Source organism: Maribellus sp. CM-23, assembly GCF_021354595.1.
Taxonomy (GTDB): domain Bacteria; phylum Bacteroidota; class Bacteroidia; order Bacteroidales; family Prolixibacteraceae; genus Draconibacterium.
The window spans coordinates 267,008-289,365 of the sequence record NZ_JADWYJ010000006.1 but is presented as its reverse complement, the minus strand read 5'-3'; the positions used below and the strand labels follow the sequence as shown (position 1 = coordinate 289,365).

Annotated in this window: 19 protein-coding genes, 1 tRNA gene and 1 riboswitch; of the genes, 8 read left to right on the top strand and 12 right to left on the bottom strand. The window is 41.5% G+C overall.

Features of this window, described 5'->3' with window-relative positions:
• The first annotated feature begins 76 nt into the window (after positions 1-76).
• The 6 genes from INQ51_RS19945 to INQ51_RS19920 all read left to right on the top strand — a co-directional run bounded on the left by INQ51_RS19945 (position 77) and on the right by INQ51_RS19920 (position 5,566).
• Complete coding sequence (locus tag INQ51_RS19945; protein ID WP_233379754.1) at positions 77-1,003, top strand: glycerophosphodiester phosphodiesterase family protein; 927 nt, start codon at positions 77-79, stop codon at positions 1,001-1,003.
• Positions 1,004-1,087: 84 nt separating this feature from the next.
• The gene (locus tag INQ51_RS19940) at positions 1,088-2,431 is read left to right on the top strand and encodes an MFS transporter (protein ID WP_233379753.1); all 1,344 of its coding nucleotides are present in this window, start codon (positions 1,088-1,090) and stop codon (positions 2,429-2,431) included.
• A gap of 21 nt (positions 2,432-2,452) precedes the next feature.
• Positions 2,453-3,163: an SDR family oxidoreductase gene (locus tag INQ51_RS19935; protein WP_233379752.1), complete on the top strand. Its 711-nt coding sequence runs from the start codon at positions 2,453-2,455 to the stop codon at positions 3,161-3,163.
• Between the two features lie 78 nt (positions 3,164-3,241).
• Entirely contained in the window at positions 3,242-4,408 is a 1,167-nt protein-coding gene (locus INQ51_RS19930; RefSeq protein WP_233379751.1) for an Sb-PDE family phosphodiesterase, read from the top strand.
• Positions 4,409-4,443: 35 nt separating this feature from the next.
• Positions 4,444-5,091, top strand: coding sequence for an HAD family hydrolase (locus INQ51_RS19925; RefSeq protein ID WP_233379750.1), 648 nt, complete (start codon positions 4,444-4,446; stop codon positions 5,089-5,091).
• Positions 5,092-5,230: 139 nt separating this feature from the next.
• Positions 5,231-5,566, top strand: coding sequence for an RteC domain-containing protein (locus tag INQ51_RS19920; protein WP_233379749.1), 336 nt, complete (start codon positions 5,231-5,233; stop codon positions 5,564-5,566).
• 185 nt (positions 5,567-5,751) lie between these two features.
• Here INQ51_RS19920 and INQ51_RS19915 read toward each other — a convergent pair.
• Positions 5,752-5,825, bottom strand: a tRNA-Pro gene (locus INQ51_RS19915).
• Between the two features lie 497 nt (positions 5,826-6,322).
• A complete protein-coding gene (locus INQ51_RS19910) occupies positions 6,323-8,479 on the bottom strand; it encodes a DUF349 domain-containing protein (protein ID WP_233379748.1) in 2,157 nt (718 codons plus the stop codon).
• 516 nt (positions 8,480-8,995) lie between these two features.
• Between INQ51_RS19910 and INQ51_RS19905 the strand changes: the two genes are divergently transcribed.
• Positions 8,996-9,436 carry a hypothetical protein gene (locus INQ51_RS19905; RefSeq protein WP_317207976.1) on the top strand — a complete coding sequence of 147 codons (441 nt, stop codon included), beginning with the start codon at positions 8,996-8,998 and terminating at the stop codon, positions 9,434-9,436.
• Between the two features lie 127 nt (positions 9,437-9,563).
• Here the strand turns inward: INQ51_RS19905 and INQ51_RS19900 are convergent, their stop codons facing one another.
• Positions 9,564-10,955, bottom strand: coding sequence for an aminopeptidase P family protein (locus INQ51_RS19900; RefSeq protein ID WP_233379746.1), 1,392 nt, complete (start codon positions 10,953-10,955; stop codon positions 9,564-9,566).
• Positions 10,956-11,189: 234 nt separating this feature from the next.
• Between INQ51_RS19900 and INQ51_RS19895 the strand changes: the two genes are divergently transcribed.
• Positions 11,190-11,912: an AAA family ATPase gene (locus tag INQ51_RS19895; RefSeq protein WP_233379745.1), complete on the top strand. Its 723-nt coding sequence runs from the start codon at positions 11,190-11,192 to the stop codon at positions 11,910-11,912.
• A 31-nt stretch (positions 11,913-11,943) separates the two neighbouring features.
• Here the strand turns inward: INQ51_RS19895 and INQ51_RS19890 are convergent, their stop codons facing one another.
• The 9 genes from INQ51_RS19890 to INQ51_RS19850 form a co-directional block, all read right to left on the bottom strand.
• Positions 11,944-13,413, bottom strand: a complete 1,470-nt coding sequence (locus tag INQ51_RS19890; RefSeq protein WP_233379744.1) for a DUF1080 domain-containing protein — start codon at positions 13,411-13,413, stop codon at positions 11,944-11,946.
• Positions 13,414-13,453: 40 nt separating this feature from the next.
• The gene (locus tag INQ51_RS19885; RefSeq protein WP_233379743.1) at positions 13,454-15,016 is read right to left on the bottom strand and encodes a M81 family metallopeptidase; all 1,563 of its coding nucleotides are present in this window, start codon (positions 15,014-15,016) and stop codon (positions 13,454-13,456) included.
• A 217-nt stretch (positions 15,017-15,233) separates the two neighbouring features.
• Entirely contained in the window at positions 15,234-15,905 is a 672-nt protein-coding gene (gene ribB / locus INQ51_RS19880; RefSeq protein ID WP_233379742.1) for a 3,4-dihydroxy-2-butanone-4-phosphate synthase, read from the bottom strand.
• 102 nt (positions 15,906-16,007) lie between these two features.
• Positions 16,008-16,129, bottom strand: a riboswitch (FMN riboswitch).
• Positions 16,130-16,470: 341 nt separating this feature from the next.
• On the bottom strand, positions 16,471-17,712 hold the full coding sequence (codB, locus tag INQ51_RS19875; RefSeq protein ID WP_233379741.1) for a cytosine permease: 1,242 nt from the start codon (positions 17,710-17,712) through the stop codon (positions 16,471-16,473).
• 23 nt (positions 17,713-17,735) lie between these two features.
• Positions 17,736-18,713 carry a hypothetical protein gene (locus INQ51_RS19870; protein WP_233379740.1) on the bottom strand — a complete coding sequence of 326 codons (978 nt, stop codon included), beginning with the start codon at positions 18,711-18,713 and terminating at the stop codon, positions 17,736-17,738.
• 273 nt (positions 18,714-18,986) lie between these two features.
• Entirely contained in the window at positions 18,987-19,562 is a 576-nt protein-coding gene (locus tag INQ51_RS19865) for a DJ-1/PfpI family protein (RefSeq protein WP_233379739.1), read from the bottom strand.
• Positions 19,563-19,640: 78 nt separating this feature from the next.
• On the bottom strand, positions 19,641-20,309 hold the full coding sequence (locus INQ51_RS19860) for a TonB family protein (RefSeq protein ID WP_233379738.1): 669 nt from the start codon (positions 20,307-20,309) through the stop codon (positions 19,641-19,643).
• A 136-nt stretch (positions 20,310-20,445) separates the two neighbouring features.
• Positions 20,446-21,384, bottom strand: coding sequence for a DUF2971 domain-containing protein (locus INQ51_RS19855; protein ID WP_233379737.1), 939 nt, complete (start codon positions 21,382-21,384; stop codon positions 20,446-20,448).
• 199 nt (positions 21,385-21,583) lie between these two features.
• A complete protein-coding gene (locus tag INQ51_RS19850) occupies positions 21,584-22,327 on the bottom strand; it encodes a DUF6261 family protein (protein WP_233379736.1) in 744 nt (247 codons plus the stop codon).
• Positions 22,328-22,358: the final 31 nt, after the last annotated feature.

Below are 22,358 nucleotides of genomic sequence, written 5' to 3'. Positions count from 1 at the left end.
CTACTATGAGTTATATGGGGATTCCGTATTTGTATTGGAATCCTCATATAAAGTTAGTGGTAAAAAAAGTGGAATTATGAATTTTAAATTGATATCAATAATCTTGCTGGTTCTTTCTTTAAGTCTATCAGCTTCTTCCAATAATCCATCAGGTTTTAAAAAAAATCAGAATCATTTAGAGGAAATAATTAATCATCTTAACACTCCAACCAATGATTATGTACTGGTAGCTGCTCACCGTGGAGATTGGCGTAATGCTCCGGAAAACTCGCTAATGGCAATTCAAAATGCCATTGCAATGGGGGTTGATATTGTGGAAATAGATGTGCGAATGACAAAAGATTCTGTCTTGGTATTGATGCACGACGCTAAAATTGATCGTACTACAACCGGAAAAGGTAAGCTTTCAGAATGGACATTGGACTCGTTGAATACAATTACACTAAAAAATGGATGTGGAATTGCTACAAAGCATAAAATTCCTACACTGGAGGAAGCAATGCACCTTGTAAAAGGGAAAGTACTTGTAAATTTAGATAAATGCTCTGGATACATGGATAAAGCATTTGAAGTTATTCATGCTACAGGGACTACTAATCAAGTTATTTTTAAAGGTACAGACGAAATCGATAAGGTTCGGGAAAAATATGGGTCTCTATTGGATGAAATAATTTATATGCCAATTATATCTGAGAACACTCCCTTGCTTGATGGTTTTGTTGATGATTTTTTGACCGAATCCAGTCCTTTAGCATTTGAAGTTCTTTACAATTCTGATGATTCGCCAATGTTTAAGGTTATAAAAAACATTAAAGACAAAAGAAGCCGTGTATGGGTGAACACCATGTGGGACTCTTTATGTGGTGATCATTACGACGATCTAGGTATCGCCCACCCAGATAAAGCCTGGGGCTGGGTAATTGAACATGGTGCGAATATTATACAAACGGATCGACCAGCACTTTTAATTGAATATTTAAGAGAAAAGGGATTACACGATTAAAATCCGATTTTTTATAGGTTTAGTTGGGTAGATTAATAAAGCCCGTCATGTTTTTCTTTTAGGCGGGCTTTAAATTTCATTATAATGATTAAAGAAATAATACAATTTTATACAGCCTCCTCCGGCAAGATTGTTTTACGTAATACGGAATTTGTTCGGGAGATTTACAATAAATCACGCTGGTCTGTTTTCTTATCAGCCACTATTGGTTATAGCTTGTTTTATGTTTGCAGACTTAGCCTGAATGTGGTAAAAAAGCCCATGGTTGATGCCGGTTTATTAGATGAATCGCAACTTGGTATGATAGGTTCCGCACTTTTTTTTACTTATGCCATAGGTAAACTCACAAATGGTTTTTTGGCTGACCGTAGCAACATAAAGCGCTTTATGGCAACTGGTTTGTTTTTAACTGCGCTGGTTAACCTGGCTTTAGGTTTTACTTCCTTGTTTTGGGTTTTTACTATTCTGTGGGGATTAAATGGTTGGTTTCAGTCAATGGGAGCAGCGCCGAGTGTGGTATCACTTTCACGCTGGTTTAGTAACCGCGAGCGTGGTACTTATTATGGAATATGGAGTGCTAGCCATAGTATTGGCAAAGCCATAACTTATGTCGGAATTGCATTTATCGTTAGCATCTTTGGTTGGCAATGGGGATTTTATGGCGCAGGAATTGCCGGTTTGGCTGGTGCAGTTATTGTATCTATATTTCTTCATGATAGTCCGGCGAGTAAGGGATTGCCTCCCATTGCCGATTATAAAAACGACCATGCTGAAGTATCTGCAAAAGATAAATCAGTTGGAGCGGTCCAAAAAGAAGTTCTAAAAAATCCCTTTATCTGGATTCTTGCGATTTCAAGTGCAATGATGTATATCAGCCGTTATGCTATCGAGAGTTGGGGAATATTCTATCTCGAAGTACAAAAAGGGTACACGAATATGGAAGCCAGCTCTATTATTTCGGTGAGTGCCATAAGTGGTATAATCGGCACTGTGGTGGCTGGTATAATTTCGGATAAAGTTTTTAAAAGCAGCCGAAATATTCCGGCTCTGATCGCAGGATTGTTAAACATATTTTCTATGACACTTTTCCTGTTCTATCCGGACGGTAATATATGGATGGATACTTTTAGTATGGTTATTTCTGGATTTGCATTTGGAATACTCATAACTTTTTTGGGAGGTTTAATGGCAATTGATATCGCTTCAAAGAAAGCTTCGGGAGCAGCATTGGGTTTAGTCGGAATTGCCAGTTACATTGGGGCTGGTTTGCAGGATGTAGCTAGTGGTTTTTTAATTGAGAATGGAAAATCTACAATTGAGACCTTTTCTACCTATGATTTTACTATTGCTAAATGGTTTTGGCTGGGTGCCGCAATAATTTCAGTTGTTCTGGCCTTGATGGTATGGAATGCCAAACCTAAAGATTAATCTATAATTAGAGTATAGAGTATGGATAAGCTTTTAGGAAAGAATATTTTGGTTACAGGCGCAACCTCCGGAATAGGTAAAGCTTTAGTAGAAAAACTGTTTGAAAGAGGTGCTAATGTTGCTTTTTGTGGTAGATCTGAATTTAAATTGAATAAGCTGATATCAGAAATAGCAGGTATTGATAAAGGTTACTTTGAAGCCTTTGATATTTCCAATGAAAGTAAAATTATAAGCTTTGTGGCAAGTGTATACGAAAAATTGGGGACCATTGATATTCTTGTGAACTGTGCAGGTGCAAATACTGCTAAAGCAAATGTTGCTGATATCCAAACATCAGATCTTGAATGGATGATAAAGGTGAATATGGTCGCACCATTCATTTTTATGAAAGAAGTTTATCAACGTGTTCAAAATCAGGAGTCAGCGTTGTTTATCAATATATTATCAACGGTATGCAATTTTTCAAACGAAGGTATTGGAGCATATACCGCTTCGAAAGCTGGGTTTGATGCGTTGCTGAAAGTGTTTAGAAAGGAGGTAAGACAGAAGAATGTTCGAGTTTGTTCAATTTATCCTGGAGGTGTCAATACTCCATTCCGTAATGCTGATAAGCCAGCCTATTTAAGTCCACAGAGTGTGGCCGATGCAATAATATCAATGATGCAGTATGACGATAATACATCTATTGATGAATTGGTGATACGTCCCTTGATTGAAAAAAACTATTGGTAATAATTGCCATAAGATGGCCAGTTTTATACCCGTATAGCAACTGGTATTAATAATTCTAAAATGTAAAAAAAGTATATAATGAAACGTTTAAGCATGTTTGTGATATTTGCCATTCTTGCGAGTCTTGCATTTTCACAACAAAGACAAATAATTAATATTCCCAATATTCCTGGATATGTTACTTTAAAAGGTGATTTTCATATGCATACCGTATTCTCGGATGGGTCAGTTTGGCCAACAATAAGAGTGTATGAAGCTTGGAGGGATGGTTTGGATGTTATATCAATAACAGATCATATCAATTATCGTTGGTCATTTCTAACAGATCATATTAATCTTAACAACCATAATACTCCTTTCAATGAAGCAAAGGTTTTAGCCGATCGATTAGGTATTACCCTAATTAAAGGTGTCGAGATAAACCGTGGCAATCCGACAGGACATATTAATGTGTTATTTGCAAAAGATTTAAATTCTTTGGCTAAAGATGAATTATTTTTTGCGCTCAAAGAGGCAAGAAAACAAGGAGCCTATATTCAGTGGAATCACCCGGGATATGGACAGAAGAAAGGTGATGAACAATTTTTTGAAATTCATAAGATACTTTTAGAGCAAAACTTACTTGATGGGATTGAAATATATAATCACCACACATTTTTTCCGGAAACTGTTTCATGGGCAAAGGAATACGATTTGGTTATTACCGGAAGTTCTGATGTACATCTACTTGTTGATATGATTCATGATAAGGAATATCATAGACCGATGACTTTAATCTTTGCTAAAGAAAATTCAGATGAAGCTATACAGGAGGCTGTAATGTCCGGTAGAACAGCTGTTTATTTTGAAAATACAATTGTAGGTCGTAAGAATCACTTGGAACAACTATTTCATAAAGCTGTATCCTTTCAAAATCCACCTATGATTGTTGAGAATAAAAAGCGTTACGTTCAGTTCCATAATAACTCAGATGTCGATTTTGAACTGGAATGTATACAATGTCAAGCAGGAATGAAAATGCCACAGGAAATGAAGTTTCCTGCTAATTCGGTATCCTTGCAAACAATTGTTATGAATTCAGATAGCTTGATTTATCAGGCTGAATCTATAAACGCAAAATATCGGGTTAAAAACCTACAGACTATAAGTGGAGAAGACATAGTTACTGAATTTGAGTTTGTTAATGAAGGGACACCGAAGGTGTTGAAATATAAAAAGAAACCATATCCCAAAGTTAACTATTAACCAAGGAGGGGTGGTAATAAAAATTTATGAGTTTTATGAAAACCATTGATTTATATAAAATTAAAAATATAATATTTGACTGGGGCGGAGTAATTACTCATATCGATTTTAATGCTACAATAGATGCGTTCAATGCTCTCGGGGTAAATGATTTTGGGAAGTATTATCGAAAAGATTATCAATCAATGCTATTTCAACTTTTGGAAGTTGGTGAAATAAATGCTTCAGATTTCAGAGAACTTTTTAGAGAAACCATATGCTCCGGTATTACTGATGAAGATTTAGATTTTGCATGGTTTGCAATGCTGAAAAAGACACCACCTGAGAATATTGATATTTTGAAAAAGTTAGGAACGAATTTTCGTTTATGTCTATTAAGTAATACCAATCAAATTCACGTTTCTCTTTACGATCAAATTTTTAAAAAGGAATTTCGGTTTGAAAATGGACTTAGGGGACTATTTGAAAAAACATACTATTCTTATGAAGTAGGATATAGAAAACCTTCCATGGAAATATTTCAGTATGCGTTGGAAGATGCGGGATTAGATCCTCAGGAAACCTTGTTTATTGATGACTCAATACAAAATATCAAACCGGCAAAAGAGCTAAGTATAAAATGCATTCATTTTGCAGGTGATAGTTCATTGGCCGACTTATTGGGTGAAGTTCTTGACAAATAGATAAACTAATTTATTGCAGATTGCAATTGGTATAAAAGATTATATGGGAAATTAAGAGGGACTTTTTTTCAACCCCAATGCGAATCCGTTATTTGGGTAACATTCTGGATAGACTGATTTGTATTAAAAGATCCTTACGATGGAGAATAAAGCCTATGAAGACATAATACTGAAACTAGAGGATGAGTTAACCTTCTTGAAAAGTCAGGCTCATGATATTTTTATGCTCATTGAGTTAGCGATTGGGCTGTGTAATTCGGCAATGATAAAGATGCGGAAAACATTTTTTAATGAGGGAATTAGAAGCACTGATGATGAGATATATTTCTTTAAATATCTTAAGCCAAGAATAAACAGTAAATTAATATTCTATATTCAGTTATTTGATATTGAAGTCAAACGAAGAGATGCCAGCCAAGAGATACAAATACATTACCTGGGGGAGGTGTTAAAAGGCTTGCACCAAAAACTATGATCATAACATATTGGTTAATAATCGTTTATGCGTTTCTGGTGAACCAAATCTAAAAAATATTTTGGTTCACCGTTTTGTTCACATTTATGATGGTTTTAAATGGTGTTATTTAACTTCATAAAAATAAAAAAGCCCGCAAATCAACTGATTTACAGGCCTTTGGTGTTTTTTGACTTTTGTCTAAGTCGGGATGACAGGATTTGAACCTGCGACCCCGTCGTCCCGAACGACGTACGCTACCGGACTGCGCTACATCCCGAAATGATTATTGAATTGTACGTTTCGAATAATCGATTGCAAAAATAATCTTTTTTCCTTTAACACAAAGAGGGAATAGACTCAAGTTTAAAAAACAATTGCAATATTTTTACATTTATACTATTTATCATAATATAAATTATAAGACAATCATATTTATATCATATATGGTTTGCATAAAATCAGATATCACTGCTTCAAGTCTGATAACGGTTCAGCTTTTATGTAAAAGTTTATTCAGTGTTCCTTCACAAAAATTTTTCCTATAATTCAATATTATATCTGCGCTCATTCTTCGCTTGCCTCCGCCAACCGCTCAGGCAAATAAAACGCTCCAGGCACGACGCTTTCAGATTTTGCTTCTCTGGGCAATTATGTTATTCAAAAATTATATGCGATTCTCAGAGACTTTAATATTCATATGTCATTCACATCCGTTAATTCAAAATACAGAACTCTCGGCACTTAAAACAAAAAAGCCGGCGAACCGGCTTCCTATTATTCATCGTGATCTAACTCGTCAATAACTCTGATTTTATCTTTCAGAAATTCTATTTTCTGTTTGGTAACTTCAATTTTCTTCTTCACGTCTTTGATCAATGCTTCTGCATTTTTCGATTTGGCAAAGAAACCAATGTTGTTATCCAGCAAAACTAAATCGTTTTCTAGTTGTCGCAGTTTGGTCATATATTTCTCGCGCTCCAAACGCATTTTGTTTTGTCCTTTCGACGATTCTGAGTAATTACTCATTTTCGTCCTAAACTTCAACATATTTCGTTTTTCCTCGTCAATATTCAGATCATCGTATAATTGATTGATCAGTTCTCTGAAGGTGGATTGTAATTCGTCTTTCTTTTTGAATGGAACATGACCAATCTCAGACCAACGACGCTGGAACTGCTTTAATTGCTTCAGATTTTGTTCTACATCATCAGAAGACTTAAAAGCCTTTAATTCTTCTATTATCTGTTCCTTGTCTTTCAGGTTGTCAATTTGTTCGCTGTCAACGTCCGAGAAATGTTCCGATTTTTTGTCAAAGAAATAATCGCATGCAGTTCTGAAACGCTTCCAGATTATGTCGGATTGTTTCCTTGGAACCGGGCCGATTTCTTTCCATTTCTTTTGAATATTGATAAAATCCTGCGTTGTTTTTTTCCAATCCATGCTGTCTTTCAGGGCTTCTGCCTGCACGCACAGATCAATTTTCAATTGAAGATTATTCTGTTGTTCTTCCTTGTTTTTGGAATAGAAATCACGTTTGGCATCAAAAAACTTGTCGCAAGCCGTGCGGAAACGTTCGTAAATCCGGTTGTTGTCCTTTCTGGGTGCAAAACCAATTGTTCGCCAAACCTTCTGTAAATTAATGAGTTCTTTTGAAAGATCGTCCCATTCTTTGTGTGTAGCTACTTCTTTTTCAAGAATTTCCTCCACTTTTTCGCAAAGAGCGGTTTTAGCGTCCAGGTTATTCTTCTGCTCACCTTTGCGGTCTTCAAAAAATTCCTGGTGCTTTTTATTAATTTTCGAGGTCGCGGCTTTAAAACGCTCCCAAATATCGTCTTTTTGTTCTCTTGGAACCGGACCAATTTCACGCCATTGCTCGTGGTATTTTTGCAGGGTATTAAACGCTTTAATGATCGACGGATCCAACAAAAGCTCTTCTGCCCTTTCACATAACCTGATTTTGGCCTCCAGGTTTTTCTTTAAATCCAGGTCGCGTAATTCGCGGTTGATTTTTATGTAATCGTAAAAGTTCTCTACATGAAAATGGTAAGTATCCCAAAGGTTTTTCATTTCCGATTGCGGAACCAAACCTATGTCGCGCCATTCTTGCTGAAGATCCCTGAATTCGTTAAAGGTTTTGTTAATTGATTCCTCGTTATTAATCAATCCTTTAATCTTTTCGATTACCTCGTATTTTCTCTTAAGATTTTCTTCTTTCTCTTGTTCCAGCAGTTTGTTCTGCTCAATTCTGATCTGGCGATAATCTTTCAGAAGCTCCTTGATATCTTTTTCGTAGGGATCTTCCTCTGCCTGAAATTCTTCTTCTGCCCCACCCTCTTCAATAAATTTAGCCAGGGCAGCTTCTTCATTATCTTTCAGAATTTTGTAAAAACTGGCTTTTATTGCTTCCACATCCGATCTGATGTCGCGCGTCTCTTTCTCTTCCAAAACATCGCGCAGCGCATTAACCAATTCTATTTGCGTATAAGTGGAATAATCTATTCTCTCCTTTTTTTGTTCCTGCTTTTCGGGCTTCTCAACAGAAGGAGCTTCTTCAGCTTTTTCTTCTGCAACCGGCAGATTTTCAGCTGTCTCCTCTTTAGGCTCTTCTTCCGACTCTGCAGATGATACTTTTGTTTCCTCCGGCGTAGATTCAGGAACGTCTTCCTTCACTTCATCTTTCACCGAAACACTTTCTTCCTCTACAGTCGCCTCTGGTATTATTTCTTCTGATTGATCAGTTTTCTCTTCCACACTCCCGGCTTCAGCATTTACAGCAGGTTCTTCAACTTCGGCAGATTCCTGTTCTTTTACAGTTTCTTCAGCATCCGCTTTTTCCGCTTCGTCTGATACAACATCTGCCTGCACTTTCTTAAGGTCCTCATTTTCCGGACTTCTTAACTCTTCAGAGTTTTTTAGATCTTTAGGTTCCATTTAAACGATTTTTTTGCCGTCGCAACGACAGCGTACTTACTACATTCCTCTACGAAAATAGATAAAAGCGAATTAATACTCAATTTTTGAATGGAAATAAAAATTCGTCATTCTGCTTATTTTTGACTATCAGTAATTTAACTGTCACTTTAATCATGGAAGCCACCCGATAATTCGTTCATTTTTAGTGCTTTTTTACGATAAATCTATCTTTTTAAGCTTGTATTCCTGAGTTTAAGGCAATCCGGAATTCGTCAAGTCGTTTTAAAAGAATCTGTTCTGATCAAAGCCTGGGTTGAAACAAGAGCGCCAACTACAACTGTTATTCAAACTCTGCCTTCCGCACCATATCCGGCTATGAAGCATACCACAAATATCTGTACGCTTATTCCAAACCGATAGACATTCATGCTAAAAAACATCTATAACACATTCTATTTCAAGATATAATGCATTATTTATTTTTGTGATTTTCAGTATATTGTTTGCTCACAAAAATCAATTAACCGTTAAAATATTGCCCATGGGATAAGTGTTTTTTTCTTAAGCAACCGAAATTCCTGCCGCAGCCAAATGGCAGAAGCCATTCTGAAAAGTCTGGACAAAGACCTGGAAATTTATTCAGCCGGCCTAGATCCTGTCGATCATGTGAGCCCGATTGCCATTGAAGTGATGAAAGATATTGGGATTGACCTGCAACCCAGTGTTCCGAAATGTGTGGATGAATTCATTAATCGTGAATTTGACTATTTGATCACCGTTGGCGAAGGAACGCTGGAAGAGCTAAAGATTCCGCCTATCAGGTACCGGAGAAAAATGCACCTGGGGTTTCGCAGCCCATACAAGAACTCCAAATCGCACGAAGAGATCAGAGACAAATGTATGAAGGTGCGTGACGAGATAATGCTCGAAATGCGTTATTTCTACGATCATATTCTTAAGCCTCAGCAAGGATAGTCAAAACAAAAACGCAACCGGGATTATCTGTAAATTTCTCCCAGCTGCGTTTGAATATGTTTAAATGTTATATCAGAAAATACAAAGGCTTGCTCATTTTTTCTGACCACATTACATTATGTCAGTACTAACCCTTTGCCACAACGGCCTCTACTTCTTCAGGCGTAATTGGTACCCGTTCTCCGATAATTTCGGCACCGTTTTCTGTAATCAGGATGTCGTCTTCCAGGCGAATACCACCAAAATCGCGGTATTCATTCACTTTATCGAAGTTGATGAAATCTTTGTTGATACCTTCTGCCTGCCACTTGTCAATAAGTGCGGGTATGAAATAACATCCCGGTTCGTTGGTGATCACGTATCCCGGTTTCAGGCGTTTGCCCATGCGTAAATAGGCTGTTCCGAACTGATCTACCGGACGAATTTCATCGTCATATCCAACATGAATTTGTCCCAGGTCTTCCATGTCGTGAACATCCAATCCCATCATATGCCCCAAGCCATGAGGCAGGAACATGGCATGTGCACCGTTTTTAACCGCCTCTTTTACATCGCCTTTCATCAGCCCCAGGTCTTTCAAACCTGCAGCAAGCACTTCGCAGGCCGCCAGGTGAACCGACAAATAAGTAACTCCCGGCTTTGAAAGCGCGGTAGCAGTGTTGTTGGCGGCCAATACAATTTCGTAGATTTCGCGTTGTTTTTGCGTAAACTTGCCTCCTACAGGCGTAGTACGGGTAAAATCGGAAGCATAGTGCAACAGCGATTCGGCACCGGCATCGCAAAGCATCAAACGACCTTCCTGCAAAATTTGAGAGTGGTCGTGGTTGTGCAACGTTTCGCCGTTCATTGACAGGATAATGGGAAACGAAGTCATTCCACCTCCGGCCAAAGCAATTCCTTCAATTGTTCCCGCAATTTTTTGTTCCCAGTTTCCGGGGAGCGCCATTTTCATGGCTGCAACATGCATTTGATACCCCGTGGCACAAGCTTTCTTAATTTCTTCAACTTCCTGTGCTTCTTTTACTTCACGAAGCAAAATAATCGCTTTAATCAAATCGAGCGAAGCATGGGTATTGATCGATTGCGCCGAAGTTTCCAGCAGGTTTTCGAGTAACAATTTGTTCTCGGCCCGGTAAGGAGGAAGAAAGTGTACTTTTCGTCCGGCATTTTTTGCTGCTTTTACCAGGTCAAAAACTTTGACAAAAGGCGCTGTATTGGTAATTCCCGCTTTTGCAGCGTTTTCCTGCAATGTGACCTGTGGCCCCATCCAAATAATGTCTTCAATGTCCACATCGTTTCCAAAAATAAAATCTTCGCCACTGTCGAAATCCACAACGCCTGCCAGCCCGGGAAAATCAAGGCCAAAGAAATATAGAAAATTGCTGTCTTGTCTGAAATGATAGGTATTATCCCTGTAATTCATCGGAGCTTCCACATTGCCCAAAATCAGTGCAATTCCGGTTAATCCTTTTGTTTTCAGAGCCTTTCTCCTGTTAATGTATGTACTTTTGTCAAACATAGTATTTGAATATTGTTATGAGTTTTCGAAAATACAATTAATCTCACCAAATGCGTAAATGCAAAATTTAATAAGTCTTAAAAATAGACTAAATCATCTGAAATTTGGCTGACACCTGTCAGGTTAGCTTCAAGTCTTAATCGGTCATTTTTTTGTTAAATGCATGCTTTAAAAACATAACATATTTAAATGAATCGTCGTAAATTAAATTGATCAACTAAAAATCTAAACGTCATGGGCAACTCGTTAATGAGCTATTTAAACAGCCGCTTACAAGAGGAAAAATCCTTTCAGAAGGGGCACGTCGGAGCTGCCGGGCCTGTTATCACCATTTCTAGGGAGGTGGGTTGTAACGGACTAAAACTGGCCAATCTTCTGGCACTGGAATTGAACAAACAGCGAATGCTTGCCGACTGGAAAGTACTTAGCAAAGAGATCTTCTATCAAAGTGCCCGCGAACTGAATCTGGCGCCTGAAAAGGTATTAAAAGCACTCAACAAGGAGGACAGTTACACCTTTGAGCAAATTCTGACCGCATTTGGCGAAAAACACTACAAAAGCGAGGCGAAGATTGCAAATACTGTAAAGGAAGTAGTCCGATCGCTAGCCATAAACGGCTTTAATATTATTGTTGGAAGAGCCGGCCACATTATTGCCGCCGATATCAAAAATGCGCTTCATATCAGGTTGGAGGCACCCTTTGAATACCGGCTAAAAAACATTATGTGCAACAACAATTTGTCGAGAGCCGAAGCAAGCGCTTTTATTGAACGGGTAGAAAAAGAACGGGTGACGTTTCGAAAAGCAATCAGGGCCGAACAATCGCACGAGGTGCATTTCGACCTGATGATTAACCGTGCCTCTTTCTCCGACCGGCAGGTGGTGGAGCTAATTCTGTTTGCCATCGACAAGAAACAAATACTGGCCGATTACAAGCAGAAAATTGACTTCTTTTAATCGACCAGCACACTACTTATTATAGATCATTTTAACCCGTAATTTGGGCAGGAAGACCTTTTACATTGATCGGTTTCTGTGCATCCGGTTTCACCTCAAACATATCGCCGGGTGTAAGTCCACATTCCTCAATCATTTCAAGGCAATATTGCAAATGCCCCAGATCGCTGGTTACATTATTGGTTCCGAACGAGAATTTCACGCCGGCCTCTTTTGCCATTTTGATCATTTCGGCATGCGGAGTTTTGTACCGGGCATTGATCTCCAGCGCAATTCCGTTGTCCGTCAAAACCTTTATCACTTTCTCCATGCGTTCTTTTGTCCACAACTGGTCATACTCGGGCATTAATTGTGCTGGCAAAACCGTTGGGTTCACATAAATATCGACTGGTTCCTGCGAGAAAATCGCTTCAATTTTAGCCACCAAATCATCCATAAACTGCTGCTTGTCATCCACCCAAACCTCTTCCGGAATCCATATCCGGTTCCGGCGTCCTTTGCGGTCGGTAAATGTCATGGCATCCGTAAATACATAATCAAATTTTGAAATGGCTTCCGGCGAAAACAAGGTCACCCATTCCCTGCCCTCGGCCTGCATTCCCTTAAACGTAGGGCTGCCTTTTACTTCTTCAATGTACTGATACAACGAAGCATCGTCGGTAACCGGGAAATGCAACCCGCAATTGGGCGCTACTCCGTAGTTTATTCCCAAACGTTGCGAGTTCGCCACCACTTCTTCAATGGTTAAGCCGCCTTTCAAATGCACATGGTAATCAACCAACGGAAATCCGGCCCGCATTAGCTTGGTAACGATGGCATCCAACTGCACATCTTCCACTTCTTTTGGCTCTCCTTCGGGCAAAGCACGAATACGGAGGTTCCGGTAATAAGTGGTACTTTCCGGGTCGTGCGACTGCAAAGCAATGGTTCCTTCGCCAAGCAGATACTTTTCTGCACCTTCCCAGCGCCAGGGATTTTCGGGTTGTGTATATTCATTCACTTTTACATCGTTCAGAAAAACCTCGATCACGTTCTCCACCACTTTTATTCTTATTTTGAACCATTCGTTGTCCTGAACAAAAGGGTAGTAAATATTCCTGATTCCGTTGATACTGCCTGTTTTCCTGCGTTCAGGATGCGTTTTCGACGGGCCGCGATGCGAATTATTAATCTGAATTTCATAGCCACTTTCGGGATAACCTTCTGCCTGGTATTTCGTGGAAATATACACGCCGGAATTGGCTTTCTCAAGCGTTTTCACTTCGGCTTCCCATTCAAAGTTGGTGAAGTTCCCTTTGTAAAAGAGATGGCTCCGTTCTCCCGAGCATTTAATGGCATTGTCTTCAACCGTAAAACTTTCGGGATGCTCGGCAGCTTTTTTCCAGCCATCAAACGTTTTCCCGTCAAACATAGGCTGCCATTCGCCCACGGGGACAGATGGCTGGCAAGCTGCTGCAAACAGCACAAGCAGCATCAAAAAACAGTTACTAACTGATCTCATTGTTGTTGGTTTAGATTATACTTTTTGTGAAATTAAACTGTTAATTCGAACTATCCGATTGCGGAATGAAACGTGCACTCAGATCGGGTGTATCCATGTCTTTGTCCAATGGAAACATCGGACGAATAATACCCTTGTAGCCGAGCCTCTCCAGATCCTGATCCACACCACCGGGAGTGAGTGCCATCAGCCAATCTGCCCGCATGTTGTACAATTCGGGAACCAGGTAGCCAATTTTAACCACTACGATATCGGTTTTTCGCGGGTTAAGATCGAGGTCTGTAAAATCCTTTTCGTAGTGATACGGCTTGCGTTTTTGCGTAACGATCACTTTCACACTGCCCGTTTGAACCACCACTTCTGTTTTCGCATTCTGGTCGCCTTGTTTGATGGCAGTTACGGTACCGATAAGTTTCACAGGTGGTGCATAACGATTGTCGACCTGCGCACCAACCAATTCGCTAACCTGCCCTCCAACTCCTACTTCCAGCGCTTTTTCTACCAAAGCAGGGCCAGGAATGGATGCATAGATCAGTGAAGGGCCGTCTTCTTTTTGAAACTCTTTTCGTTTTAATATCTCGGTCAGTGTCCAGGTTACATCGCCAGCACCTCCGGCAGTGGGATTATCACCCATATCGCTGATGATAAAAGGCTGTCCTTCGAATGCAATAGCGGTATTCAAACACTCTTCCAAATCGGCCACAGGAGCCACGAACTCAAATTGTTCGCGCACATCCCAAAAGCTTTTTGCCAGTTCTTCGGCTGCTTTACCCACTGCCTCTTTATCGTCGCCATAAGCCATTACCACGCCACGGTTGCGGGGCTCGTCGGCCCAGGCATAACCAATCCAGATGGCAGCATCAGTTACTCCCTCTTGTTTAGTTAGCGGCTCAACTTTGGCATACAAACTTTTTCCGGGCTCAATGCGCGTGCTGGTCTTTTCTCCCGGGAGCAAAATCGGAACCGGAATCCAGGCTTTGTATTTGGGTTTGCCTTTGCCGCTCTCCAAACGGTCGAGCAGGTTTTCCAGGGCGCGTTGTTTCGATTCCAGCGCATCTTCGTGAGGCGCCATCCGGTAACAGGTGATCAGGTCGCTTTCGCGTGCCAGCCGTTCGGTCACGTTTCCGTGTAAATCCATCGAAGTGGAAATAATGGTTTTCGGGCCCACCACTTCGCGAATACGTTCAATCATATCGCCTTCCGGATCGTCGAGACCTACCACACTCATGGCTCCATGAATATCAAAGAAAAGACCGTCGTACGGAAGGTTCTCACGCAAGCGATCGAGCATTTCGCCCAACAATGTTTCGTAGGCTTCGCGTGTGACTATACCGCCAGGCAGTGCATGGCCGCGTAAAGTTGGGAACCACTGTGCCCGTTGACGGTCGGGGGCACTGTCGGCCATAAACGGGTAGTACGAGAAGATCTCTTCTCCCCTTCTTGCCTTAAAAGCATCGATCCCCGACTGTGCAGGGGAAAAGGTACTGGATTCGATCGCCAGGCCAGCAATGGCTACGCGTGGCAATTCTTTTGCTTTCTTGCTGTTGCACCCCAGTGAAAGCACCAGGCCTGCCAGCATAAGTAGGTGAAGCATTCTTCTCATTTTGCTGTAAATTTTATTCCGTTAAGCATTTTACAGCAAATTTAATGAAAAGTGTCATGCATCGCGGATAAAACCGGGATGAATATAGGAATCACCAGCGGGACAAAGCCGTGTAGTGTTTACAGAGACAGTATCAGGTTCGCCTTGATAGAATTCTTTCTTATTTCAATTGAGTAATGGATTGATTAGACCATCAGATTCTTTTCCTGCCCGGCAATTAAGAGAAAGCAGGTTCTTCCTTCAGACTGGCATTGATAAGCTGTTTGCGATACTGAAAAATGTCCTCAATTGTAGCAACCGTTGTATCCTGCTTTTGTGCAAAGTCCATTACCTCGGGCAAACGTGCCATGGTACCATCTATATTGGTTAGTTCGCACAAAATGGCGGCATCTCCCAAACCAGCCAAACGCACCAAATCCACACTACCTTCGGTATGTCCGCGACGATCAAAAACGCCGTTGTTTTGGGCTCGCAACGGAAATACATGCCCGGGGTGCGACAAATCCTCTGCCCTGGCATTATCCGCAATAGCTGTTTGAATGGTAGTTACCCGGTCTTGCGCCGAAACGCCCGTGGAAACACCTCTTTTGGCCTCAATGGAAATCGTAAAAGCCGTTTGATTTTTGCTCGTATTCGTTTCGACCATTGGCCGCAAGCCCAGCGTCTGACATTTCTCATCGGTCAGGCACAAGCAAACAATTCCGCTGCATTCGCGAATCATCAACGCCATATCTTTCGCGGTCATTGTTTTGGCCGGAAAGATCAGATCGCCTTCATTTTCACGATTCTCATCATCCACCAATAAAATACCTTTTCCTTCCTGCAGTTTTTGAATGGCCCGTTCCACCCGCTCCCGGCTGCTTGCTCCAAATGTTTCCAGTGTGATCATCTTTACTCCTCTTTTATGTTGTAACCATCAAAAATCCCCGGAGCAAAGCCAATTCCACAGCCCCATCGTGCAATGCGAATTGCACAGGCTGCCGATTGGTTATGGATTCTTCTCTCATCCAGACTGTAACTGTCGGTTTTGGAATTTCACCAAATCAGTCCTCTTGCAAGGAGTCGCGGACTATCACCGCCGGTAGGGACTTGCACCCTGCCCCGAAGAATATCGCGCCAAAATTAGCTGTTTCGTACTTCTCAATCAAGCTAAAAGCAAATTGTTTTTTGATCGCCCCAACCTTTTGCATTGTATGTTGATGACCACAAACAAAAAGGCCGTCCCAATTTTGAAGTTGAGACGGCCTTTTGTTTGAACCCCGATACTGGATTCTGGATGCTTGACACTGGTTAGTAGATAAATAACTAAGTCTAAACGGACAAGCCGTAAAAGATTGATATTAAATTGAAAATCAGATTGAGGTAACCCAGTTCAGTCTTATCAATCCATTCAATCATTTCAATCTAAAACCAGTTGAAATATTTTGCTTCCAAAAACGAATACTGCGCTCAGCCTAAAGCGTTTCGGTTTTTAAAATGGCTTTTTCGATGATCACATAAACAACGATGGAAGTAGCCACACTGTTGACCGGTGCAACGCCCGGCAGATAAGTAGCCGCTATAACACCGGCGCCCCAGGCAGCCACTGCCGACCACCGGAATTTACTGATCTTCTTTTTGGCAAAGTCAATGTATTTCGCTTTATGAACGAGGAAGTAATCCGCGATCAGCACACCGCCAATTGAAGGCAACATCGAGTTTAATACATTCAGGAAACCCACAAAATTGTTGTACAGGTATAGCGCCAGCAGCGTTCCGATAATTCCGTTCACAATTACCATGATCTTTTTCGGCAAACGGGTAATGTTCGAAAAGCCCAAGCCCGATGCATACAGTGCGTTGTCGTTGGTGGTCCAGATGTTTAAACCCAGAATAATCATCGCCCACACAATCATCCCCTGGTTCATCAGAACGTCACTGATATCCGATTGCTGGTAAAAGGCCGATCCCACTGCACCAAAGAAGAACATCAGCGAGTTACCCAGGAAAAAAGCAATAAGCGTGGTAGATACAGCGATCTTGCTGTTTTTCGAGAAGCGGGTAAAGTCGGGTGTTAAGGTTCCGCCACTGATAAACGAAGCCACACAAATGCCGATGGCGGCATAAAGTGTCATCGGGTTTTCGGGTACGATATCGAACCAAACAGCTGTTCCTCCGAAGTCGTTGAAAGCTTTTCCTACCGACATCAAACCCAGAACGGTAATCGAAGGAACGGCAATAAAGCTGAGTACCGTAAGCGCCTTGATTCCAAACCAGGCCGTAGCTGTCATAATCAGGCCCGAAGCAGCAACCAGCAGGTAAATATTTAAGCCCGTAACTTTTTGCACCGGAATGGCAAACATGGCCACTCCCACGCCAAACCAGCCTACCTGTGTTATTCCAAGCAAGAACGAAGGAAGCACTGAGCCTCTTTCGCCAAACGAATAGCGCGCCAGTAAGTGGGTTGATAAACCTGTGCGCGAGGCAATCAGGGCCAGCAATCCGGTGTAGACTCCCAGGATCAGGTTACCGGCGAGTACCGCGGTTAAAAACTTCGAAGCGGTTAAGCCGGCCCCCAGTTTTCCGCCGGCCCACATACTGGCCGAGAAAAAAGTAAAGCCCAGCATCACCAAAAGCATGGCCCAAAATCCTTTTTTACTTTTCGGGTCAACTGCCGATAACGAAAAATCGTGATCGTAGTGCGATGGTTTTTCCATAGTTAGTTTTTTATAGTTGATTTTTAAGAATTTGCAATGCTTCGAAGTTTTGCCAGCTGGGCGGCAGCCAGTTCCTCCAGGTCAATGGTACCAAAGCGGCTGCGGTCGAGTAGCGGAACGCGCTCTCCTACCTGCTGATCGAAGGTTCTGCCGCGGCGGGCCATGGTATGCACCTGTTCCCAGTATTCGATCGCGTCTTCGAGGTAATCGGGTAGCCAGAATGCCCGCGAACCGGCATCGTATATCACACAACGCTCCATCGGGAACGCCGGATTTTCGTACTGGCTTTCAATAAACTCGGGTGCCATCAGGGCGTCGCGCTTTACCAGGTCGGTTCCGGTAAGCTTTATGGTTAAAGGCGTTGAAACAGTGGGCACTGTAAAACGTCCTTCAATATAGCATAAAGTGGTAGACTGGTAGCCGTCAAACTTCGCACGGCAAAGTGCATCCACGTTCTCCAGGATCTCTTCGGTGCGTTTTCCGCCAAAGGTAAAGAACAGGATCGATTCAATGTTGGTGTTGTTCATCTCGGCTTGTTTTACCAGGGCTTCGAGGCCAAACTCGAGGCTGGTGCCGGTGGCCACCACATCGCCGATTACAATTTGCGCCGAATGTGGCATGTACACTTTCTGGTAGTCGCTTTCAATAATGTGCCACTCTTCCGAATCGGGGTTGATGCGGGCCCGCTGTGCACTGATAAACGACGACCCGTGTAAATTCCAGTCGAAGGCATCGGCAATGGCCTCGCGCAAACCAAAATTAAGGCCGCCCCGCAAAATATTAAAGACAATGGTTTTTCTTTCTTCCAGGCGAATCACCTGTTCTTCCTGCAAACTCTTCATTACCGCCGAACACGCCGTGCGCAGCTTCCGGGTATAATTCACCCCCATTACCGTGGTATCGTTGCAAATGGCACGCGTTTCTGCGCTGGAAATCACCAAGCGGTTGACACTCGTTTTCCCCTCCTCTTCAATTTTGTAAATTGAACAGTCGTTTCTCATTGAAATTCTATTCAGCATTTCTCTCGTACGTTTTTAAAAAATAATTGGGAAAACAAGAGACCGGGATGGTCTCCGGGCGTGTCCCAGAAATTCAGGAAATCCCCAAATTCCGGGCGACAAAAATGCCTTTTTTAATCCGAAAGTCAAAAATAAATCTTCAAAATCGTTCAGGGAATGACAGTTTTGTGGTATCGGCCTTTTCGCTGACGTGGATTTGTCATCCGTGATTTAATATGGGACCGACACACGTCGTAAATCTGCGCCAACAATGCCCTAAAACCCCATTAAGCTGCGGACTTTGCCGGCATTTTCGCTGCTTGTGAGTAGCTCCAGCAACAGCAAGGCCACATCGATCGCTGTCGACGGGTTCCACGAAGTAATCATATTATCGTCGAGTACAATGGGCTGATCCAACACCTGCACCCCAAAGCTGCGCAATGCTTCGCGCCGAACGGAACTGTTGTAAACCGTAGCTGTTTTCCCCTGAAGGACACCGCTTTTTCCCAGAGGCAAAGCCCCCACACAAATGGTGGCAATGATTTTATTGTGCGCCCTGAAACTCCGGATCAGCTCCAGGAATTTTTCGTGGTAGGCATCTTTGTAAAAGCCGTATACCTCGAAACCGCCGGGTATGGCCAGGGCATCAAAATCGCGCACATCGATCTCCCCAACCTCATAATCGACAATAAACCGTTGGTTAAACGAGCTTTTGATTTCTTTTTGCAGCGCACAGGTAAACAGTTGGGTGCTTTGGTCTCCTTCTTCGAGGTTCCACCCTATTACATCGATAAAAACGCTTGCTTCAAAAATCTCAAAGCCATCGGCCAGTAACAACAGTACTTTTTTCATATGGTGCTTCTATTGTAATTTATTGTTTGTAATTCGTGCTTTGGTGCGGCACTGGTTGCAAACCTGCGTCGGCGGGGTTCATTTCAATTCGAATGTAACAGGCATAGTATGTGAGACTGCAACATTCATGTCACGATGCTTCCCCGGTTTCCAATCAGGAAAGTCCCGCGCTAATCTTAGCGCCTCGAAATCGAGGTCTTTATCTACCTTTAAGGCTACTGTTGGCTTGTAAATTTTACCGTCGGGCCCAATTATAAAACTGATGTAAACCTTCCCCTGTGTTTTGCTTTGTTTCGCTCGTATTGGGTAATGCATATGGGTGTCAATGTATTGCCGGATTTTCCCCTGCATTTCCTCTTTTGTTGATGTATCTCCAAATACCGGCATCTCTTTCACAATAAAAAAGACATCCTCAAATTGAGATTTAGGATTGTTATCGAAATACATCTCCTTAATTCCTGAATAATTCAGGGTATCATATTGGTCATTTCCGGTGTTATAAATACACCAAATACTATCCATGTAGTCATCAACAAAATAACCACTTGAAAGAAGTTTCCCGTCAAGGTTATAAAGCTCTGTTTTTATGCTGTTCGAATTAAGTTTAATCTCGTTTTGCATGTACAAAGCTTTGGCTGGTTTTACCTTTTTCCAATTCTTGTTCAGATATACAGTGGTTGTATCTTGAGCATTTACAGTTACACAGATGGCGATTAAAAAAAATGCGATGAGCTTAATTTTCTTCATTTTCGGTAGTGATTTATTTTTGGTTCAACATTTCTTAATATATGGTGCGGATAACTATGCCCCGCTTTGCTGCTTTATGATTCGTGCTTTTTTTATGTGGTACCGGCACTGGTTGCAAACCTGCGCCAGCAGGGGTTCAATCCTCTTTATTTAGTTGTTCTAATTTTATTTCTCCTATAAATTCCATCCAACCTCTATAATCTCTGGGTTCAAATGAATTATATTGCCATCTCATTTCAATAATTGGTACATTAAGATTATTAGCATAGGTAAGTAATTCACTTTTTTGTTTATCATTTGCATAACTAGAAATAAAAATAGCTTCGATGCAATTCGATATATCAAGCATAATTGTTCTATCAAATACAAGTTCCCCACGAGTGCTTTCTAAACAACATTTATTTTTATCATAAAGTGTTCCTATTCTGTATTCATTTTCGCTGCTATAGTCTTTGTGCTTTAGGAAAAACGATTGTTTTACTTTTTTGTCAATCAACTCCTTATAATTATCTCTTCCCACTTTCCGTAAGTGATTTCCTTGAATGTCTCCAATTTTGGCAACAGATAACTCTTGAAAAGTTAGATATTCAACATCGCCTATTAGTAATTCTATTTTTTCCTCATTCTGAGATATAAGTTTTTCTTTAGAAAAAGCTAAGCATACTCCAGAATAATTGTCTGCATATTGTTCCCACATCCTAAGCTTTGTAAAACCAAATATTTCTTCGTGTCCATTAAAACCGCTATAATAATTTTCACTAGCAAAAGGCTCTCCCATATGATTTTTACAAAAGCATATTTGATGAAATTGATTTTCCAAGTGAGAAATGTACTCAAGTAAGTAATTAGAATCTAATGTTGTTTTTCTTCCTATTACTCCATCTGCCATTTCGCCAAAATAAACCGTTCCTCTTCTAGCTTTTCTACTTTCAATGGGATCATTTGAATTTCTACTTGCATTGAATCGTAATTGTCCGTTAAATAGAATAAAATTGATTGCAGTAGAAGCCTTTGTATAATGATAAAGTATGTCTTCTGAATAAATTCTTTTGAAAAAACTAATATCTACATTCATAATACAATTTGTTTGAGCATAGTTTTTTGTAGATGTTGCTACATTCTACCTTGTATTTCTTACCTGCTCTAATAATCCATCTTTTCGATTCTTTACCACCACAGCTCACAAACCTACACCCACAGCCCCATTCCATCGCCCACTAATTTAACAAAAAAATGGCACCCCGTCGGATGCCATTTTGTTCGATAACAATGGATCACTCGTCCGGAGTGTCACTGTCATCGCCTCCCGTGTTTTTCCCCTGGCGGATGGCCAGGCTATCGTTGTATCGTTTTATTTTCTGGTTCATTACCACCACAAAATTTTCCATTTCGGGGGTGGCCAGCCCAATGCTGATGTACGAATTCACCAGGTTGACCACCTCGCGGTAAAGCGGGTCCATTTTCAGGCGCACGGCCCTTACATCGCCGCTGGCTTTGTAACCGGCTTCGGTGTCGCGCTCGTTTTGCAGGGCTTTAAATTCGTCTTGCTGGGTTTTGTACAGCGGCAGCCAGGCATCGAGCCTGATGCGGGTAACATGTTCGCTGTTTTTGCTTTTCTCGAGGTCCTGGATCAGGTTGCGCGCCTCGCTCGATTCGCTGTCGTACGAGCGTTTTCTGAAATCGCCGTACACATCAAAAACCCGGCGGATGATCTTGGCGCTTTCCACCTCTTCGGGCACGGGGCTGTTCAGGTGGGCTTCCACCATCAGGTCCATGGCTTTCCAGGTGGTTCCGCGGCTTTCGTCGGCCGCCTGTACTTTTTCGGTTAACACAGTCCCGCGGTCGATGCGGGTAGCGGTATCCAGTTCGTCGTAAACGGCATTAAACCGCGTATTCAGGTCGTCGCTCACCGGCGTGGAAGGAAGAATGCCCGCCATTCCGCTTTTCAGATCGGTGATCAACTCAAAATATTCGCTGTTGCGCAAATAGGTTAATGTAATCGGATTAACAAGGTTCATAAGACAAGTTTTAAGGATTAATATTGAAAAA

Coding starts and splice junctions, on each gene's coding strand:
- INQ51_RS19945 (WP_233379754.1), top strand. CDS start 77: ATGAATTTTAAATTGATATCAATAATCTTGCTGGTTCTTTCTTTAAGT.
- INQ51_RS19940 (WP_233379753.1), top strand. CDS start 1,088: ATGATTAAAGAAATAATACAATTTTATACAGCCTCCTCCGGCAAGATT.
- INQ51_RS19935 (WP_233379752.1), top strand. CDS start 2,453: ATGGATAAGCTTTTAGGAAAGAATATTTTGGTTACAGGCGCAACCTCC.
- INQ51_RS19930 (WP_233379751.1), top strand. CDS start 3,242: ATGAAACGTTTAAGCATGTTTGTGATATTTGCCATTCTTGCGAGTCTT.
- INQ51_RS19925 (WP_233379750.1), top strand. CDS start 4,444: ATGAAAACCATTGATTTATATAAAATTAAAAATATAATATTTGACTGG.
- INQ51_RS19920 (WP_233379749.1), top strand. CDS start 5,231: ATGGAGAATAAAGCCTATGAAGACATAATACTGAAACTAGAGGATGAG.
- INQ51_RS19910 (WP_233379748.1), bottom strand. CDS start 8,479: ATGGAACCTAAAGATCTAAAAAACTCTGAAGAGTTAAGAAGTCCGGAA.
- INQ51_RS19900 (WP_233379746.1), bottom strand. CDS start 10,955: ATGTTTGACAAAAGTACATACATTAACAGGAGAAAGGCTCTGAAAACA.
- INQ51_RS19895 (WP_233379745.1), top strand. CDS start 11,190: ATGGGCAACTCGTTAATGAGCTATTTAAACAGCCGCTTACAAGAGGAA.
- INQ51_RS19890 (WP_233379744.1), bottom strand. CDS start 13,413: ATGAGATCAGTTAGTAACTGTTTTTTGATGCTGCTTGTGCTGTTTGCA.
- INQ51_RS19885 (WP_233379743.1), bottom strand. CDS start 15,016: ATGAGAAGAATGCTTCACCTACTTATGCTGGCAGGCCTGGTGCTTTCA.
- ribB (WP_233379742.1), bottom strand. CDS start 15,905: ATGATCACACTGGAAACATTTGGAGCAAGCAGCCGGGAGCGGGTGGAA.
- codB (WP_233379741.1), bottom strand. CDS start 17,712: ATGGAAAAACCATCGCACTACGATCACGATTTTTCGTTATCGGCAGTT.
- INQ51_RS19870 (WP_233379740.1), bottom strand. CDS start 18,713: ATGAGAAACGACTGTTCAATTTACAAAATTGAAGAGGAGGGGAAAACG.
- INQ51_RS19865 (WP_233379739.1), bottom strand. CDS start 19,562: ATGAAAAAAGTACTGTTGTTACTGGCCGATGGCTTTGAGATTTTTGAA.
- INQ51_RS19860 (WP_233379738.1), bottom strand. CDS start 20,309: ATGAAGAAAATTAAGCTCATCGCATTTTTTTTAATCGCCATCTGTGTA.
- INQ51_RS19855 (WP_233379737.1), bottom strand. CDS start 21,384: ATGAATGTAGATATTAGTTTTTTCAAAAGAATTTATTCAGAAGACATA.
- INQ51_RS19850 (WP_233379736.1), bottom strand. CDS start 22,327: ATGAACCTTGTTAATCCGATTACATTAACCTATTTGCGCAACAGCGAA.